Source organism: Streptomyces sp. NPDC048603 (assembly GCF_043199475.1).
GTDB lineage: Bacteria > Actinomycetota > Actinomycetes > Streptomycetales > Streptomycetaceae > Streptomyces.
In genome coordinates, this window is sequence record NZ_JBICVY010000013.1 from 1 (window position 1) to 17,517 (window position 17,517).

At 72.8% G+C, this 17,517-nt stretch carries 13 protein-coding genes; 9 read left to right on the forward strand and 4 right to left on the reverse strand.

The window, feature by feature from the left end; genetic code table 11:
• The first annotated feature begins 339 nt into the window (after positions 1–339).
• Positions 340–1,506 carry an acyl-CoA dehydrogenase family protein gene (locus ACGFQ9_RS29215; RefSeq protein WP_393577898.1) on the forward strand — a complete coding sequence of 389 codons (1,167 nt, stop codon included), beginning with the start codon at positions 340–342 and terminating at the stop codon, positions 1,504–1,506.
• A 23-nt stretch (positions 1,507–1,529) separates the two neighbouring features.
• On the opposite strand, the gene ACGFQ9_RS29220 is transcribed toward ACGFQ9_RS29215, so the two are convergent.
• Entirely contained in the window at positions 1,530–1,976 is a 447-nt protein-coding gene (locus ACGFQ9_RS29220) for a cell division protein SepF (protein WP_393577899.1), read from the reverse strand.
• A gap of 290 nt (positions 1,977–2,266) precedes the next feature.
• On the opposite strand from ACGFQ9_RS29220, the gene ACGFQ9_RS29225 reads away from it, so the two are divergent.
• The 3 genes from ACGFQ9_RS29225 to ACGFQ9_RS29235 all read left to right on the forward strand — a co-directional run bounded on the left by ACGFQ9_RS29225 (position 2,267) and on the right by ACGFQ9_RS29235 (position 5,804).
• Positions 2,267–3,583, forward strand: a complete 1,317-nt coding sequence (locus ACGFQ9_RS29225; RefSeq protein WP_393577900.1) for a DUF5685 family protein — start codon at positions 2,267–2,269, stop codon at positions 3,581–3,583.
• Between the two features lie 762 nt (positions 3,584–4,345).
• Positions 4,346–5,236, forward strand: a complete 891-nt coding sequence (locus ACGFQ9_RS29230) for a S1 family peptidase (protein WP_393577902.1) — start codon at positions 4,346–4,348, stop codon at positions 5,234–5,236.
• An 88-nt stretch (positions 5,237–5,324) separates the two neighbouring features.
• Positions 5,325–5,804, forward strand: a complete 480-nt coding sequence (locus tag ACGFQ9_RS29235) for a hypothetical protein (protein WP_393577903.1) — start codon at positions 5,325–5,327, stop codon at positions 5,802–5,804.
• A gap of 52 nt (positions 5,805–5,856) precedes the next feature.
• On the opposite strand, the gene ACGFQ9_RS29240 is transcribed toward ACGFQ9_RS29235, so the two are convergent.
• Entirely contained in the window at positions 5,857–6,753 is an 897-nt protein-coding gene (locus ACGFQ9_RS29240) for a DUF4231 domain-containing protein (RefSeq protein WP_393577904.1), read from the reverse strand.
• Between the two features lie 198 nt (positions 6,754–6,951).
• Here ACGFQ9_RS29240 and fxsA point away from each other — a divergent pair, with 198 nt between their 5' ends.
• The 5 genes from fxsA to fxsT are packed head-to-tail and all read left to right on the forward strand — an operon-like array spanning position 6,952 to position 15,651.
• A complete protein-coding gene (gene fxsA / locus ACGFQ9_RS29245) occupies positions 6,952–7,137 on the forward strand; it encodes an FxSxx-COOH cyclophane-containing RiPP peptide (protein ID WP_393577906.1) in 186 nt (61 codons plus the stop codon).
• Between the two features lie 29 nt (positions 7,138–7,166).
• Positions 7,167–9,476: a radical SAM/SPASM protein FxsBH, inactivated beta-hydroxylase extension form gene (fxsBH, locus tag ACGFQ9_RS29250; protein WP_393577907.1), complete on the forward strand. Its 2,310-nt coding sequence runs from the start codon at positions 7,167–7,169 to the stop codon at positions 9,474–9,476.
• Complete coding sequence (locus ACGFQ9_RS29255; RefSeq protein ID WP_393577908.1) at positions 9,473–10,249, forward strand: aminoglycoside N(3)-acetyltransferase; 777 nt, start codon at positions 9,473–9,475, stop codon at positions 10,247–10,249. The genes fxsBH and ACGFQ9_RS29255 overlap by 4 nt, the downstream gene beginning before the upstream one ends.
• 43 nt (positions 10,250–10,292) lie before the next feature.
• Positions 10,293–11,699: a TIR-like protein FxsC gene (locus ACGFQ9_RS29260; RefSeq protein WP_393578177.1), complete on the forward strand. Its 1,407-nt coding sequence runs from the start codon at positions 10,293–10,295 to the stop codon at positions 11,697–11,699.
• A complete protein-coding gene (fxsT, locus tag ACGFQ9_RS29265; protein ID WP_393577910.1) occupies positions 11,683–15,651 on the forward strand; it encodes an FxSxx-COOH system tetratricopeptide repeat protein in 3,969 nt (1,322 codons plus the stop codon). Before ACGFQ9_RS29260 ends, fxsT begins: the two co-directional genes overlap by 17 nt.
• A 12-nt stretch (positions 15,652–15,663) precedes the next feature.
• Here the strand turns inward: fxsT and ACGFQ9_RS29270 are convergent, their stop codons facing one another.
• Positions 15,664–16,563 (reverse strand): alpha/beta fold hydrolase, encoded by a 900-nt coding sequence (locus ACGFQ9_RS29270; protein WP_393577911.1) that lies wholly within the window; start codon positions 16,561–16,563, stop codon positions 15,664–15,666.
• 203 nt (positions 16,564–16,766) lie between these two features.
• A complete protein-coding gene (locus ACGFQ9_RS29275) occupies positions 16,767–17,369 on the reverse strand; it encodes a TetR/AcrR family transcriptional regulator (protein WP_393577912.1) in 603 nt (200 codons plus the stop codon).
• Positions 17,370–17,517 lie beyond the last annotated feature (148 nt).

The window sequence follows — 17,517 nt, forward strand, 5'->3', positions numbered from 1 at the left end:
TTGTGGCGCGCCCCCCGCTCCCCCGCCGGATCCGGCTCAGCGCGCCGTAAATCATGCCGTCCCGGACACCCCCAGCCGGAGCCCCCGGCCCCCGCACCCGAAGCCCCCCAGACCCCGGGCCCCGCCCCCGCCCGGCATCCGAAGCCCCCGGCCCCGCCCGGCAACCGAAGCCCCCGGCCCCGCCCGGCAGCCCCCTGCCCCGCCGCCCGGAGCCCCTGCACCCGCGCCCCCGCGCAAGGAAGGGGTGGACTGGGCCCGGCAGCGCGTTTTAGCGTCGGCGCGGAAAAACTCGCAGTGCAAGGTTCCGCACAACCCCGCACCCCGCCCGGAGGCGACACCGTGTTCGTGCCCACCGATCCCCTCGGAATCGACGATCTCCTCAGCCCCGAGGACCTCGCCATCCGCGACAGCGTCCGCGCCTGGGCCGCCGACCGCGTGCTGCCGCACGTCGCCGAGTGGTACGAGACGGGCGAGCTCCCCGTGATCAGGGAGCTGGCCCGGGAGCTCGGCGCCCTCGGCGCGCTCGGCATGTCCCTGGAGGGCTACGGCTGCGCCGGCGCCAGCGCCGTGCAGTACGGCCTGGCCTGCCTGGAGCTGGAGGCCGCCGACTCCGGCATCCGCTCCCTGGTCTCCGTGCAGGGCTCGCTCGCCATGTACGCCATCCACCGCTACGGCTCCGAGGAGCAGAAGCAGCGCTGGCTGCCCGGCATGGCCGCCGGCGAGCTCATCGGCTGCTTCGGACTGACCGAGCCCGACGTGGGCTCGGACCCCGCCGCGATGCGCACCTACGCCAAGCGGGACGGCACCGACTGGGTGCTGAACGGCCGCAAGATGTGGATCACGAACGGTTCGGTGGCCGCCGTGGCCGTCGTGTGGGCGCAGACCGACGAGGGCATCCGCGGCTTCGCCGTACCCACCGACACCCCCGGCTTCGCCGCGCCGGAGATCAAGCACAAGTGGTCGCTGCGGGCCAGTGTCACCAGCGAGCTGGTGATGGAAGACGTACGCCTGCCCGCCGACACGGTGCTGCCCGGTGTCACCGGGCTGAAGGGCCCGCTCGGCTGTCTGAGCCACGCCCGCTACGGGATCGTCTGGGGCTCGATGGGCGCCGCCCGCGCCAGCTTCGAGGCGGCGCTCGACTACGCGCGGACCCGGGAGCAGTTCGGCCGCCCGATCGGCGGCTTCCAGCTCACCCAGGCCAAGCTCGCGGACATGGCGCTGGAACTGCACAAGGGGATCCTGCTCGCCCACCACCTGGGACGCAGGATGGACGCCGGCACGCTCCGCCCGGAGCAGATCAGCTTCGGGAAGCTCAACAACGTCCGTGAGGCGATCGAGATCTGCCGCACCGCGCGCACGATCCTCGGCGCGAACGGGATCAGCCTCGAGTACCCCGTCATGCGGCACGCGACCAACCTGGAGTCGGTGCTCACCTACGAGGGCACCGTGGAGATGCACCAGCTGGTCCTGGGCAAGGCACTCACCGGGCTCGACGCGTTCCGTTAGACCGCGGCCGGTGAGCGCCCCGCTCAGCTCTGGTTGAAGAAGCCGTCGGCGGCCCGGCCGCCCGGCTCACCGCTCACGATCTGGGTGTCGGCCGGGGTCAGCAGGAAGACCCTGGTCGCCACCCGCTCGATCGAGCCGCGCAGGCCGAAGGTCAGGCCGGCCGCGAAGTCGACCACGCGCTTCGCGTCGGCCGGGTCCATCGAGGACAGGTTCACGATCACCGGCACGCCCTCGCGGAACAGCTCGCCGATGCCGCGCGCGTCGCGGAAGCCGTCCGGGGTGACCGTGGCGATCCGCCGGCCCCGCCCGACGGCCGAGTCCGAAGCGACCTTCACCCGGGGGTCGGTGACCCACTGGTCGCCGGCGTGCGAACCCTGCGAAGCCTCCGTGTACTCGTCGTCGTAGTAGCGCTCGTCGTCGCTGTCCTCGACGAGACCGAGCCAGGCACTCGCCTTGCGCACCGAACCCATGGGACGCCTCCTTTCACCGCGGCTGTCGTCTGTTGTGTCATCTCCGCAATCCCTATGGTCGTCCATGATGCTGACAACGCGCCAAGTGGATAGCCGCCGCGCAGGAGTTTCGTGACGGTACTGGTGCAGAACATCCGGTACACGCTCAGGGTTCAAGGGAGCTACCGCTGCTGTCTGAGTGAAAATACGACGACTGCCTCCGTCCGGGTGGCCACGGCGGACGTACGGGTGAAGGCACTGGCTGGATACGATGCCCCGGAAGCGCACGAGCAACACCCGGGGGACCCACTTTGTTCGGCATCGTCAGACCTTGCACGCACCGGCTCGGTGAGCGGTTCAAAACGGAGTGGATGGCCCATCTCTGCGGGCTCTGCCTGGCACTTCGGGGCGAACACGGACAGGCCTCGCGCATCGTCACCAATTACGACGGGCTGCTGGTCTCCGTTCTGACGGAGGCTCAGTCGGGCCCGGTCGCGGGCACCCGGCGCACCGCCGGACCCTGCCCGCTGCGCGGCATGCGCACCGCTCCCGTGGCCAACGGCGAGGGCGCCCGGCTGGCCGCGGCCGTCTCGCTGGTCCTGGCCTCCGCCAAGGTGCGCGACCACGTGGCCGACCGGGACGGGCTGTTGGCCCGGGCGCCGATGGCGGCCGCCGCGCGCCGGGTGGCCCGCGGCTGGGACCGGGCCGGGGCCCGGACCGGGGCCTCGCTCGGCTTCGACACCGCCGTGCTGGTGGACGCGGTGGACCGGCAGGCGGGCATCGAGGCGCTGGCCGGCCCCGGTACGCCGGTGCTCGTGGTGACGGAGCCGACGGAGACCGCGACCGCCGCCGCCTTCGCCCATACCGCGACCCTGGCGGGCCGGCCGGGCAACGCTCCCGCGCTGGCCGAGGCGGGCCGCTACTTCGGGCGGCTCGCGCACCTCCTGGACGCGGTCGAGGACCTGGAGAAGGACCGGACCGCCGGCGCCTGGAACCCCCTCGACGCCACCGGCACCCCGCTCGCCGAGGCCCGGCGGCTCTGCGAGGACGCGCTGCAGGGCATCCGGCTCGCCCTGCGCGACGCCGAGTTCGCGGACGGCGGCCTGGCCCACCGGCTGCTGGTGCACGAGCTGCGCAGCTCGGTGGACCGTGCCTTCGGCACCAGCTCCTGCGGGCACACCGCGACGAACTCGGCCCAGGGCCCGTACGGCGGCAGCCCGTACGGCGGAAGTCCCCACGGCGGTGCCGGACCGCACGGCGGCCAGGGCGCCGGCCACAACCCGTACGGCGGGAACCCCTACGGAGGGAACCCCTACGGCGGCGCCCCGTACGGCGGCGGCGCCCCCGGCGGACCGGGTGGACCGGGCATGCCGCCGTCCGGACCCGGCGGACCCGGCGGCCCGGGCGGCCCCGGCTTCTTCGGCGCTCCGCAGCCGCAGCGGCCGCAGCCCCGCGGCTTCCTCGCGGGCTGTGCCGCGGCCATCGGGCTGTTCTGCACCTGCAAGCTGTGCTGCGCCGAGGAGTACGAAGGGCCCTGGTCGCGGAAGAAGCGCGAGGGCTGCTGCCACAAGTGCGACGACTGTGGCTGCGGTGGCTGTGACTGCTGCTGCCCCTGCGACGGCTGCTGAGGGTTCCTCAGCTCCAGCGGCGTCAGTTCCGTGCGACCTCAGGCCCGTACGGCCTATCGCACCCGCATGTCACGCGCGGGTGTGGAAATCATGAACGGCATGAGCGACGACGCGGCCGCGGGGCTGCAGCAGGGGCCCGTACACCGGGGGGACGCGCCGTCCGGCCCGTACGGCCCCTGGCCTTCGCCGGCGCCGGCCCCCCGGACTCGGTCCGGGGGGACCCCGGGCGCACCGACCACCCGGAAGGTCGAATTCCGGCCGTTCCCGGCCATTGGCGTGAGGACGCCGGCGAAGTGGTGCCCACCCCCGCCGCCGGCGGTGGCCTCCCACCGGCCGGTGCACCCCCGACCGGCGGTCCCGCGCCCGGCGCGGGCGATAGCAGGCCCGGCCGGTCCCGCCCCGCGGCCCGGCCGGCGCGCGCTCGGCCCTTCCCCGGCCGGGGCCCCCGGCCGCCGACGGCTCCGCAGCGGCCGTCACCGACCGGGCCCGGCCCCCGCCTGCGCGTTCGCCACTCCCGTCACCCGCCCGTGCCCGCCGCCGGGCGGCACACGCGCCCGCACGGCGGCCGGGCGCGGGCAGAGGCCGATTCCAGCCCTTGCCGACGGCTGACGAAGGACACGAGACTCCCGAGCAGCGCTTGTCAGGACACGGCCAAAATCCCCATCCGGGTTCTTCCCCCGAGGACTTCGTCCAGGACAGATCCCCAAGCGCGCCTGACTGCGCCTCACGAACCCCCACACACCCCCCACGGGAGGACGAGAAGTGAGGATCAAGCGCATCACCCCCACCCGGGCGGCCGCGATCGCGGCGGGCCTGGCCGCCATCGCCGCGCTCGCCGTACCCGCCGCGGCGGCCACCGCCGACGACACGCCCTCGGGCGGCTACAGCGCCGACCGGCTCGCCTCGGCCGACGCCTCCGTGCTGCGCGCCGATGTCGCGGGCACCGCCTGGCACACCGACCCCGCCACCGGCACCCTGGTGGTCACCGCCGACTCCACGGTCAGCGCGGCCGACATCGCGAAGATCAAGCGGGAGGCGGGCCGCGACGCCGGGGCCCTGCGCATCGAGCGCACCCCCGGCAAGCTCAGCAAGCTGCTGTCCGGCGGCGACGCCATCTACGCCACCAGTTGGCGCTGCTCGGCGGGCTTCAACGTGCGCAGCGGCTCCACGTACTACGTGCTGACGGCCGGCCACTGCACCGACGGGGCCGGGACCTGGTACACGAACTCCGCCCGCACCACCGCCATCGGCCCGACCGTCGGGTCCAGCTTCCCCAACAACGACTACGGCCTGATCCGGTACAGCAACACCTCCCTCTCCCACCCGGGCACGGTGGGCAGCCAGGACATCACCTCGGCCGTCAACGCCACCGTCGGCATGTCGGTGACCCGGCGCGGCTCCACCACCGGCATCCACAGCGGCCAGGTCACCGGACTGAACGCCACCGTGAACTACGGCGGCGGCGACATCGTGTACGGCATGATCCGCACCAACGTGTGCGCCGAGCCCGGCGACAGCGGCGGCCCGCTGTACTCGGGCACCCGGGCGGTCGGCCTGACCTCCGGCGGCAGCGGCAACTGCTCCAGCGGCGGGACGACCTTCTTCCAGCCCGTCACGGAGGCGCTGAGCGCCTACGGAGTGAGCGTCTACTGATCCCGTGCGCCCCGTGCGGCCCCCTGGACGTCCTTCCGCCTTCTGGGAGGATGTCCAGGGGGTACACGCTGTTTCGGGGGGAACGCGGATGAAGCGCATCGGGGTGACCGGGCACCGGTCGATCCCTGCTGAGGTGCTCGGGCACGTGGAAGACCGGCTCCGGGCGGTGCTCGGCGACCACCGCGGGCCGCTGGAGGCGCTCTCCAGCCTGGCCGAGGGAGCGGACCAGCTCTTCGCGGACATCGCCCTGGAGTGCGGGGCGGACCTCACGGTGGTGATTCCCAGCGAGGACTACGAGGACGCCTTCGAGGACGCCGAGTCGCTGGCCGGCTACCACCGGCTGAAGCGGCGGGCGGACCGGGAGATCCGGATGGACTTCGCCCATTCGACCGACGACGCGTACTACGCGGCGGGCACCTACATCGCGGACTCCTGCGACCGGCTGGTGGCCGTCTGGGACGGTCTGCCCGCCCGCGGCCGGGGCGGCACGGGCGACATCGTGGCCTATGCGCGCGGGCTCGGGAAGCCCGTCACCGTGATCTGGCGGGCCGGCGCGGTCCGCGACTGACGGCGCCGCGCGACCGGCGCCGCACTCCGCGGGTCCATGCGATGACCTGCCGTCAACTGCTGTGCCGGGCCAGCCAGTCGGTGTGCTGCGGGGAGACGTAGCGCTCGGTCTCGTAGACCGCCGAGGGCCACTGCTGCTCGGTGATGGTCGTCTGCATCACCACCATCATCGCCGCGAGGTTCTGCTCGACGAGGGTGTGGGCCTCGATCAGCGGGTGGTGCCGGCGGACCTCGTTCCATGCGATCCCGGCCGTGGCGGCCGCGCTGACCAGTCCGGTGAGCCGGGCCGCGGGTCCCGTCCCGAAGGCCCCGAACAGCGCGAACAGCAGGCCCAGGCCGGTCAGCAGGACGATGCTCCAGGACCACAGGGAGGTGGCCCGGCGGGAGACCTCGGTCCGGCGCCGGTACCAGTTCCGCTGCTCGATCAGCCGGTCCCGGACGTAGGTCTCCCGGCGCACCTGATAGCCGAGCCCCCGTAACTTCCGCATGGCACCGGTGATTTCACCGTCCCGCGGCACCAGGCCGGCCGCGCGCGGGTCCTCCCAGCCCATCTTCGCCAGTTCCGCCAGTCCGGCCTCCAGCCGGGTGCGGTAGGTCTGTTCGGCGTCCTCGGGCCCGCTGCCGAACGGAGCGCCGTGCACCGCGTACCGCCAGGCGAGCGACTTGATGAACTCCGCCGCGCTGCGGTTGAGTTGCCACTGCGGCCGGGCCCGGCGCCGGGTCGCCCGTACGCCCACCGCCAGGACCCCGGCGTACGCCAGCACACTGAGCGCGCCGAAGAGCCGGACCGGGCCGAGGTGCGGTTCGGAGGGGAGGGCGGCCGCGGCGGCGGCGAGGACGAGGAGCAGCAGTTGGACCCGGGTGGCCTGGGCGGACTCCCGCTGGCGGGAGACCGCGGCCCGGTCGGTGTGGTGGAAGAGAGCGGGAAGATCCTCGTGCCGGAACGTCATGCTGCCCGGTGATCCGGACGCGGAGAAATCCTTCACAGCGACCCCCCTAGTCGGCTGCTCTGGCGCTGGCCCTCTTGCTCACTCTTTCGATAGAACGCTTGACCCGGCCTCATGTCCCGGTTGCCAATGGGTCGTGGAAGAGTAAAGTCCACGCTTGACACTAGCGCGTCGCTGTTGTCATTTCCATGCCCATTCCACATGGCCTCACCCCAGGACGGAACCGTGAAGACTTCCGCAACCCCTTCGACCAGTGCAAAGAGCCGTCGTGTCCCGCTCGGGGAGATCGACGTCCGCAGCACTTCCGCGGCCTCCGCGCTCGCCCGGGTGCTTCCGTCGGAATCCGGTCGTCCGATTTCCGCGCCGATCTTCAATTCCGCGCTCTGACACCGGAGTAACCGCTCTAGACTGGTGGAATGACCGGCCTGATCGCCTTCCGCGAGATCGTCCTGAAGGTTCACAGCAGATGCGATCTTGCTTGTGATCATTGCTATGTCTACGAACACGCAGATCAGAGCTGGCGGGCCCGGCCGAAGGTTATCTCCCCGGAGGTCGTTTCCAAGGCCGCGTCGAGGCTCGCCGACCATGCCCGTGACCATGAACTCCCCTCCGTCACGGTGATCCTCCACGGAGGGGAACCCCTGCTGGCCGGACCGGCCCGACTCCGCCTGGTCTGCGAGGAATTCACCCGGGCCCTCGCCGGGACCGCCGCCCTGGACCTGCGGATCCACACCAACGGCCTGCAGCTCAGCAGTCGTTACCTCGACCTCTTCGCCGAGTTCGGCGTCCGTGTCGGGGTCTCCCTCGACGGCGACCGCGCCGCCAACGACCGGCACCGCCGCTTCGCCGACGGCCGCACCAGCCACCCGCTGGTCCTCGGAGCCGTCGAGCTGCTCCGTTCGGAGCCCTACCGCCACCTCTACCAGGGCCTGCTCTGCACGGTGGACGTGGAGAATGACCCCGTCGCCGTCCTCGACGCGCTGCTGGAGCTGGCGCCCCCACGGGTGGACTTCCTGCTCCCGCACGCCACCTGGGACACCCCGCCGGCCCGCCCCGACGGCAGCCGGGACAGCTACGCGCGGTGGCTGCTGACGGTCTTCGACCGCTGGGAGCGGCTCGGCCGCCCGGTGCCCGTGAGGCTGTTCGAGTCCCTGCTCAGCACCCTCGCCGGCGGCCCCAGCCTGACCGAGTCCCTGGGCCTGGCCCCCACCGACCTGGTGGTCGTCGAGACCGACGGCACTCTGGAGCAGGTGGACTCCCTCAAGAGCGCCTACGAAGGGGCGGCCGCCACCGGGTTCAACGTCTTCGACCACGCCCTCGACGAGGTCGCCGCCCACCCGGGGGTGCGGGCCCGGCAGCTCGGACTGGCCGGGGTCAGCGCCGAATGCCGCCACTGCCCCGTCGTACGTTCGTGCGGCGGCGGCCTCTACACCCACCGGCACCGGACCGGGAGCGGCTTCGACAACCCCTCCGTCTACTGCGCCGACCTGCGGGAACTCGTCGACGGGGTGGAGAGCCGGACCGCCGTCCCGACCCCCTCACCGGCCGAACTCGACGCCGCCCAGCAGGAGCTGACGAGGACCCTGCTGGCCCGGCTGCACGCCGACCTGGCGGGGCGGGAGGACTGGGACCGGGCCTGGGCGTGGGTGGCCGCGGTGGAGGCGTCCGGGGAGGCGGGCGCGGCAGCGCTGGACACCGTACTGGCCCACCCGTACACCCGGAGCTGGGTGCTGGCCGCGCTGGACGCGGTCCGCGAGGACCGGTCGGGGAGGGCCGGCGGGGCCGCCGGATCCGATCGGGCCGCCGGGGCGGACGGGCCGGAGCGGCCGCAGCGGGCGGACCCCGCCGAGGCGGCCCGGCGGCTTGCGGCGCTGGCCGCCGCCGCGGTGCTGCGCGGCGGGCTGGACGCGCCGGCCGAGCTGCCCTACCGGGACGGCGAGGTGTACCTGCCGACGCTGGGCCTGCTGCGGCTCGGGGAGCCCGGCACCGAGGGCCGGGCCGCGCTCGCCGTGACGGACGAGGGCTTCCTGGTACGGGACGGCCGCTCCGAGCACCGCTTCGGGCCGGCGGCCGGGGACTCGCGCTGGGAGCCCGTGCGGAGCTGGCTGCCCGACCCGGACGGTCCGGCCGTTGCGCTGGACGACCTGGACCCCTACCGCACCTGCTTCGCCCGGCCCCCCAGGCTGCGGCTGGGCGCCGGCGAGGCCGAGGAGTGGATCCGCCGGCTCGACGCGGCCGCCGCCCTGCTGCGCCGCAGCGTCCCGGACCCCGCCCGGGCGGCGCTCGCCGGCCTGACCACCCTCACCCCGCTGGCGGGCGGGCCCCTGGCGGGCGGCTGGGGCGAGGCCGGGCGGCACGGGCCGGGGGCCCTCGGCCTCCCCTACGCCGCCGGGGTCCGGGACACCGCCCTGGCCCTGCTGACCGGATGGCGCCGGGCCCGGCTGCGTTCGCTGACCGAGGTGGCCGACCTGTACGCGCTGGACGGGGCCTGGAGCCACCGCTCGCCCTGGCGCCGCCACCCGGTGCCGGTCTCCCGGCTGCTGGCCGACGTACACGAGCGGGTGGCCGTGGAGGCGTACCGGCGGGCCACCACCGGAGGGGAGCCGGGGGAGGCGGAGGAGATCCGCCGGGCCCTGGACCGGCTCGCCGGCGCGGCGGAACTGACCAGCGGCGGTCGGCGGCTGGTCGAGGAGATGCGCTGGGAACTCAAGGCTGTGGAGGCGTGAGTCCCGCCCCCGGGGCGCTGGCCCTGGCGGTGCGGCTGAGGCTGGCCGGGGTGCGCCCCGGATCCAGGCTCCTGGTGCACGCCGCACTCGGCGGCACCGGCCTGGACGCGGAGACCCTGCGGGACGCGCTGATCGGGGTGCTCGGCCCGCGCGGCACCCTGGTGGTCCCGGCGTTCACCCCGGAGAACTCCAACACCTCCACCGCCCATCTGACCCGCATCGACGGGATGACCGACGAGGAGGTGCGGCTCTTCCGGGAACGGATGCCGGGCTTCCACCCGGAGCGCACCCCCAGCCCGCGGATGGGGGCACTGGCCGAGGCGGTCCGGACGACCCCCGGGGCCCACCGGAGCGACCACCCGCAGAGCTCCTTCGCGGCGCTCGGGCGGGACGCCGGGCGGCTCCTCGCGGAACACCGGCTGTCCTGCCACCTGGGAGAGGAGTCACCGCTGGGGGCCCTGTGCTGGGAGGGGGCCGATGTACTCATGATCAATGTGGGGTTTTCCGTCTGCACCGCCTTCCATCTCGCGGAGTACCGAATTCCCAAGCCCCCCTTGCGGATGTACGCGTGCGTGGTGAACCTACCGGGGGGTGATCAATGGATCGAGTTCGAGGACGTGGTGCTCGACGACAGTGATTTCGCGCTGATCGGCAAGGAGTTCCCGGAATCCCTGGTGCGCCGGGGAAGACTGGGCAGCGCGGACACCGTGCTTTTCTCGCTCCACGACGCGGTCGACCACGCCCTCGCCTGGATGACCGAAAACAGACGCTGATTGACTGAACCATGAGGGGATGTGGTGAAGCTGCTCCGGAATGATGTTTCTTCGCTCGCATCACCGGGACGGGGGTCAGGTGCCCGCATCAGTGCAGCCGTACTTTTTTCTCAGCTATGCGCACACACCGAGATTCGGGGCCGGGGGGCCCGATCCCGACATGTGGGTGGAACGGCTCTTCCGTGATCTCTCCAGCCATGTAATGGCGCTGACCGACCTCCCGGCCGGATCCGACGCCGGATTCATGGACCGGGAGATACGCAGCGGCGAGGGCTGGTCCGAACGCCTCGGCGCGGCCCTCGCCACCTGCCGGGTCTTCGTGCCCCTCTTCTCCCCGCGCTACTTCGCCAGCCAGATGTGCGGCAAGGAGTGGTTCGCCTTCGCCACCCGGACCGTCCGGCACGGCGCGATGAACAACGAACCCGCCGAGGCCATCGTGCCCGCCCTGTGGGTTCCCGTGCCGCCCTCCCAACTGCCCGGCCCCGCCGAGCGGCTGCAGTTCAACCACAACACCTTCGGCGACCGCTACGTCACCGACGGGCTCTACGGGCTGATCAAACTCCGCGGCTACGCCGAGCAGTACGAGCGGGCGGTGTACGAACTCGCCAAGCGCATCGTGCGCGTCGCCGAATCCGTCCGCCTCGACGTCAGCAGACCACTGGACTACCGGGTGGTGCCCAGTGCCTTCGGCACCCCCGGCGGAACCGCCAAGTCCCTCCAGGTCACCGTGGCCGCCGGCTCCCGCTACGACCTGCCGGAGGGCCGCAGCTCCGAGTACTACGGCGACAGCGCCCTGGACTGGAACCCGTACCACCCGGTCGCGCAACGGCCCGTCGCCTACGTCGCCGAGGACCTGGTCCGCAACCTCAACTACCGCACCACCACGGCCTCCTTCGACGACGAGGCCGGACACTTCGACAGCAAACAGCCGCCGGTCCGCCCCGAGATCCTGATCATCGACCGCTGGGCGCTCGCCGACGAGCACCGGCGGCAGCGGCTGGCCGCCTTCGACCAGGACCCCCGGCCCTGGGTCAGCGTGGTCGTCCCCTGGAACCGCTACGACCACCAGAGCCGCGCCCAGGAGGCCGAACTGGTCCGGCAGCTCGAGGAGACCATGCCGGTCACCATGAGCCGCGCCCGGATCGCCTGCCGGGCCGCCGCCAACGGAGTCGCCAACCTCGAAACCCTGGGCCAGCTCCTGCCGCAGGTGGTCGAGGCCGCCGCCCAGCAGTACCTCAGACACGCCCAGGTGTATCCACCGGCCGGCCGGGCCCACACCGAACGGCCCCGGCTGCACGGTCCGATGGGAACGGACGGGCCGCCCGCGCCGCCACCGCCGCGAGCGCCGTTCCCGCCCGACGCCGAACGAGGCACGAACCACGGCACCGAGCACGGCAGCGACGCACCCACTGACACGGACCGGGGGGACACGGATGACAGCCAGTCGTGACGGACGGATCGTCACCTTCTACTCGTACAAGGGCGGCACCGGACGGACCATGGCCCTGGCCAACACGGCCTGGATCCTCGCCGCCAACGGCAGGCGGGTCCTCGCCGTGGACTGGGACCTGGAGGCGCCCGGCCTGCACCGCTTCTTCCACCCCTTCCTGGACCCCTCCACCCTGGGCGCCACCACCGGCGTCATCGACCTGATCAGCGAGTACGCCTGGGCCGCCACCCGGCCCGACCCGCGCCCCGACGACTGGCACAAGGACTACGCGCGGATCCAGCCGCACGCCGTCTCCCTCACCCCCGAGACCCTCGGCTGGGAGTTCCCCGACGGCGGCACCCTGGACTTCGTCTCGGCCGGCCGGCAGAACCGCGAGTACTCCGCCACCGTGTCCACCTTCGACTGGGACAACTTCTACGACCGGCTCGGCGGCGGCCTGTTCTTCGACGCCCTGCGCGAGGACATGAAGCGCAACTACGACTACGTCCTCATCGACAGCCGGACCGGCCTCTCCGACATCGCCGACATCTGCACCGTCCACCTCCCGGACGTCCTGGTCGACTGCTTCACCCTCTCCGACCAGTCCATCGACGGCGCCGCCTCCGTCGCCCGCCAGATCGACGAGCGGTTCGGCGACCGCGGCATCAAGATCTACCCCGTCCCGATGCGCATCGACGAGGGCGAGAAGGAGAAGGCCGACGCCGGCCGCGCCCTGGCCCGGCTCAAGTTCGACCGCTTCCCGACCGGCCTGGCCGGCGACGAGGCCACCGCCTACTGGGGCGCCGTGGAGATCCCCTACCGCCCCTACTACGCCTACGAGGAGACCCTCGCCACCTTCGGCGACGAGGCCGGCCTCACCAACTCCCTGCTCTCCGCCTTCGAACGGCTCACCACCGTGGTCACCGAGGGCGAGATCACCGCCATGCCCGTCATCGGCGAGGAGGTCCGCCTCCGCATCCGGGACGCCTTCACCCGCCGCCGCCCCGCCCTGCCCGCCGACCTGTTCCTCTCGTACGTCGCCGAGAACCGGATGTGGGCCGACTGGATCGAGTCCGTCCTCACCCGCGCCGGGTTCCGGGTGGTGCCCCGCGACGTCTCCGCCGAGCGCCCCTCCCACACCGCGCCCGGCGACACGCTCGGCGGAGCCGGGTTCAGCGTCGACACCGCGGCCCGCACCGTCTTCCTGCTGTCCGCCGCCTACCTGAAGTCCGCGCGCGCCGTCGACGTGTGGGAGCGGGCCGCCGCCGAGGACCCCACCGGCGGCCGCCGCCAGCTGGTGGCGCTCCGGGTGGGCGACGTACGCCTCTCCGCCCCCTACATCGACCGAAACCCGGTCGACCTGTTCCGGCTGGACGAGGTGCACGCCACCGCCGCCCTGCTGCGGGCCGTCGAACGGCCGCTCGCCCTGGTGGACGGCAGCGCCGGCGCCTCCGGGCCCGGACCCCGGTTCCCCGGCACCGTCCCGAAGATCTGGAACGCCCCGCCCCGGAACCCCGGCTTCACCGGCCGGTCGATGGTCCTGGAGCGGATGCGCGACCAGCTCGGCGGCGGCATGGCCGTGGTGCTGCCCCAGCCGCAGACCCTGTTCGGGCTCGGCGGCGTCGGCAAGACCCAGGTGGCGCTGGAGTACGTCCACCGCTTCATGGCCGACTACGACCTGGTCTGGTGGATCTCCTCCGAGCAGACCGACGACGTGGTCGCCGCCCTCGCCGAACTCGCCGTCCGGCTCGGCGCGCAGACCGGCGAGGACATGGCGGCCGCCTCCCAGGAGGCCATCGACCTGCTGCGGCGCGGGGTGCCCACCTCGCGGTGGCTGCTGGTCTTCGACAACGCCGACGACCCCGAGGCCCTCAAGCGGTACTTCCCGCCCGGCGGGCCCGGCCACGTCCTGGTCACCTCCCGCAACCAGAGCTGGTCGCAGTACGGCGACGCGCTGCCGGTCGACGTGTTCCTCCGCGAGGAGTCCATCGAGCACCTGCAGCGCCGCGCCCCCGGACTGACCAAGGACGACGCCGAGCAGGTCGCGGTCGCGGTCGGCGACCTGCCGCTCGCCGTGGAACAGGCCGGCGCCTGGATCGCCGAGACCGCCACGCCCGTCGCGGCCTACCTGGAACAGCTGGCCCAGCAGGCGGCCCGGGTGCTGGCGCTCAACCAGCCGGCCGGCTACCCCGAGCCCGTCGCCGCCACCTGGAACGTCTCCATAGAACGGCTCCAGTCCCGCTCGCCGGCCGCCGTCCGGCTGCTCCAGCTCTGCGCCTTCTTCGCACCCGAGCCGATCTCCGCGAACCTGCTCTACAGCAAGGAGATGATCGAGGCCCTCAAGCCCTACGACGCCTCCCTGCAGGAGAAGCTGGTGCTGGGCCGGGTGATCCGGGAGATCGGCCGGTTCGCCCTCGCCAAGGTCGACCAGGTCAGCAACAGCATCCAGGTGCACCGGCTGGTGCAGGCCGTGATCCGGGCCCAGCTGAGCGACGAGGAGCAGCGGGCGGCCCGGCACGTGGTGCACCGGGTCCTGGCGGGCGCCCGGCCGGACGACGACGAGCCGATCGACAACCCGTCGACCTGGCCGCGCTTCAACACCATCTGGCCGCACCTGTCGCCCTCGGAGGCCCGGCTCTGCCACGAGCCGGAGACCCGCCGGCTGCTCATCGACCGGGTGCGCTACCTGTGGAAGCGCGGTGATCTGAAGGCCGCGTACCAGCTCGGTGAGGAGCTGCGCGAGGCCTGGCGGGAGCAACTCGGCAACGACGACCTGCAGTACCTGTACCTGCGCTTCCACCTGTCCAACATCCTCCGCTCGCGCGGCCGGTTCGTGGAGTCCAAGGAGCTCGACGAGGTCACCCTGGAGCGGCAGAAGGCGGTGCTCGGCCCCTCGCACCCGCACACGTACATGACCATGAGCGGGCTGGCGAACACGCTGGCCGCGCTGGGCCAGTACGGCAAGGCGATGGAGCTGGCGACGGTCGCGCACGAGGGCTTCAGCCAGATCTTCCACGAGGCGCACCCGCGGACCCTGGCCGCCGCGAACAACCTGGCGCTCAACCTGCGGCTGGTCGGCCAGTACTCCCGGGCCCGGGAGATCGACCAGGAGGTCTACGACCTGCGCACCGAGGTGCTCGGGCCGGAGCACCCGTACACCCTGTCCTCGGCCCAGAACCTGGCGCGGGACCTGCGCGAGGTCGGCCGGTACGAAGATTCGGTGCAGCTGCTCAGCCGGGCGTACGAGACCTACAAGCGGACGCTCGGCCGGGCCTTCCCCGGCACCCTGTCGGCGGCCAAGAACCTGGCGGTGTCGCTGCGCCGGGCCGGGCAGCTGGAGGACGCGCTGCGGCTGACCACGGCCACCCGGGCCCGCTACCGGGAGAAGTACACCTCGGTCAACCCGGACCTGCTGGCCTGCGACCTGAACCTGGCCGCGGACCTGTTCGCGACCGGGGACCCGGGCCGGGCGCGGGACGTGGCGCAGGAGGTCGTCGACGAGTACATGAAGGTGCCGGGGGAGCGGCACCCGTACACCCTGGCCGCGGTCAACAACCTGGCGGTGTTCCACTGGGGCACGGGGGCGGCAGAGACGGCGGAGCAGATGCTCCGGCAGACGATCCGGGCGATGCAGGACGTGCTGGGGGGCAACCACCCGCACACCGTGTTCGCGCACCTGAACCTGGCGAACGCGCGGGCCGACCTGGGTGACCCGGAGGGCGCGCTGGAACTGGAGCGGATCGCCGTGCTCCGGCTCCGCGACGCCCTGGGGACGCACCACCCGGAGACCCTGGCGAGTGCCTCCAACATGGCGGTCAGCCTGGACTCGCTGGGCCGCAAGGAGGAGGCCGCCAGGCTCCGCGCCGAGTCGGTGCTGGAGCTGACCCGGCTGCTGGGCGAGGACCACAACCTGGTCCGGTACGCCCGGGACGAGCGTCGGGTGCACCGGGACCTGGAGCCGCTGGCGGTGTGACCGGGCCGGCCGTCAGGCCGTCCGCTGCTGCTGCGGGGGCACGGGGAGCCCCCGCAGCAGCCAGGTCAGGATCTCGGGGAGCGCACGGAACGCGGCGAAGTGCGCGCCCTGGGGGTCGAAGGCGGCGGTGGCGCCCGGGATGCGCTGCGCCAGCCAGCGGGAGTGCCCCACAGGGGAGAACACGTCCTGCTCGCCGTGCCAGATGAGCACCGGGCAGCGGATGTCGGCCGGGTCGAAGCCCCAGGGCCGGGAGAAGGCGAGGACGTCGTCGATCCAGCCGTACGCGGAGTCCCGCAGGCCCTCGCGGTAGTTGCGCAGCAGCATCTCGCGCAGGCCGGTGTCCGAGACGATCATCCTGTCGTTGTCCGTCAGCTCCACGCGGAGTTCCTCCAGGAGCCGTCCGGGGTCGCGGCGGATGCCGTCGGCGCGCGGGATCAGCCGGGCGGCGAGCTCTTCGGGGTCCGCGGTCGCGGTGGTGTACTCGCGCACGTTGGAGGGGCCCATGCCCTCGAACCAGTCCAGGTCCTCGGCGTCCCGGGGGGCCAGGGCCACGAGCACGGCGGCCCGGGTGACCCGGTCGGGCAGCAGGGCGGCGCAGGCGAGGGCGCCCGGGGCACCGCCGGAGCGGCCGGCGACCGCGAAGGAGTCCAGGGCCAGGGCGTCGGCGATGGCGGCCACGTCGAGGGCGACGTCCGCGACGGTGCGGCCCGCATGGCGGTCGGAGCCGCCGTAGCCGGGGCGGTCGTAGGCGATGATCTGCATCCGGCGCTGGTACAGGACCATGCCGCGGGGTGCGGGGCCGAGCCGGCTGCCCGGCATGCCGTGGAGCAGGAACACCGGCTTTCCGCGCGGGTCCCCGAACCGTTCCACCATGAGTTGCCGCCCGTTGGCCGTGCGTACCCGCTGGCGCACGCGCTCCCTCCTCCACGGTAGACGTCACGACGTCACGGCGATTGTCCTCGCCGGGTGGGGAGCGCGGTAGGGCGCATTCGGCGGAAATGCGTCAAGTCCTTTTTCGGCAAGGCTGGTTCCACTTCCGTCGCCTGCCGCCCGGGGTCTGCCGCTCAGGGCCTGTCGGCGGATCGGGGTCCCGGCCCTGATCCGCCGGACAGGCCTCAGGTGTGCTCGATCAGGCGGGCCGCCGCCGATGCGGCCTGGGCGACCGCCGTCGGCCGGTCGGCGCCGCGCTGGCCCAGTGCCACCCGGGTGCTCAGCCCGTCGAGCAGGGCGAGCAGTTCGGAGGCCCGGGCGGGCACGTCCATCGGCGCGAAGCGGCCCTGGTCCACGCCCCTGGCCAGCAGCGCCTCCAGGTCCTGCTGCCAGCCGAGGTCGATCTCCTCCTGCGCGGCGCGCAGCGCGGCGTTGGAGGCCGTACGGGCCCACAGCTCGATCCACAGCATCCAGCGCGGGTCGCGGGGACCGGAGGGCAGGTACATCTCGGTGAACAGCGCCAGTTTGCGCGGAGCGGTCACCCGGCGGGACAGCAGGCCGGCCCGCTCCCCGGTGAGCCGGGCCTCGCTCCAGCGCAGTGCCTCCAGCAGCAGCCGGTCCTTGCTGCCGAAGTAGTACAGGATGTGGCCGCCGCTGGTACCCAGGCGCTCGGCGAGCGCGGACATGGTCAGGGCCGCGAGGCCGTCCTCGGCGATCGCCGCCATGGCCTCTTCCAGCATCCGCTCCTGGGCGATCCGCCCGTCGCTCCGCCGTGCCGCTCCCGCCACCGCTCCAGACCTCCCGCTCCGGCCCCCGGTCCCTCCTCGCCCGACCTTATCCCGGACAGGGTCTTGACGGCCGGGTGACCCACCCTTCATCTTGAATGCCATTCAAGAACTTAGAACGGCGTTCAAGATCGATTCCCCTTCGAGATCA

Bases quoted from the DNA above. Each gene is read 5' to 3' on its own strand.
- fxsA (WP_393577906.1), top strand. From the start codon at position 6,952: ATGGCCTCACCCCAGGACGGAACCGTGAAGACTTCCGCAACCCCTTCG.
- ACGFQ9_RS29260 (WP_393578177.1), top strand. From the start codon at position 10,293: ATGTTTCTTCGCTCGCATCACCGGGACGGGGGTCAGGTGCCCGCATCA.
- fxsBH (WP_393577907.1), top strand. From the start codon at position 7,167: ATGACCGGCCTGATCGCCTTCCGCGAGATCGTCCTGAAGGTTCACAGC.
- ACGFQ9_RS29220 (WP_393577899.1), bottom strand. From the start codon at position 1,976: ATGGGTTCGGTGCGCAAGGCGAGTGCCTGGCTCGGTCTCGTCGAGGAC.
- ACGFQ9_RS29235 (WP_393577903.1), top strand. From the start codon at position 5,325: ATGAAGCGCATCGGGGTGACCGGGCACCGGTCGATCCCTGCTGAGGTG.
- fxsT (WP_393577910.1), top strand. From the start codon at position 11,683: ATGACAGCCAGTCGTGACGGACGGATCGTCACCTTCTACTCGTACAAG.
- ACGFQ9_RS29240 (WP_393577904.1), bottom strand. From the start codon at position 6,753: ATGACGTTCCGGCACGAGGATCTTCCCGCTCTCTTCCACCACACCGAC.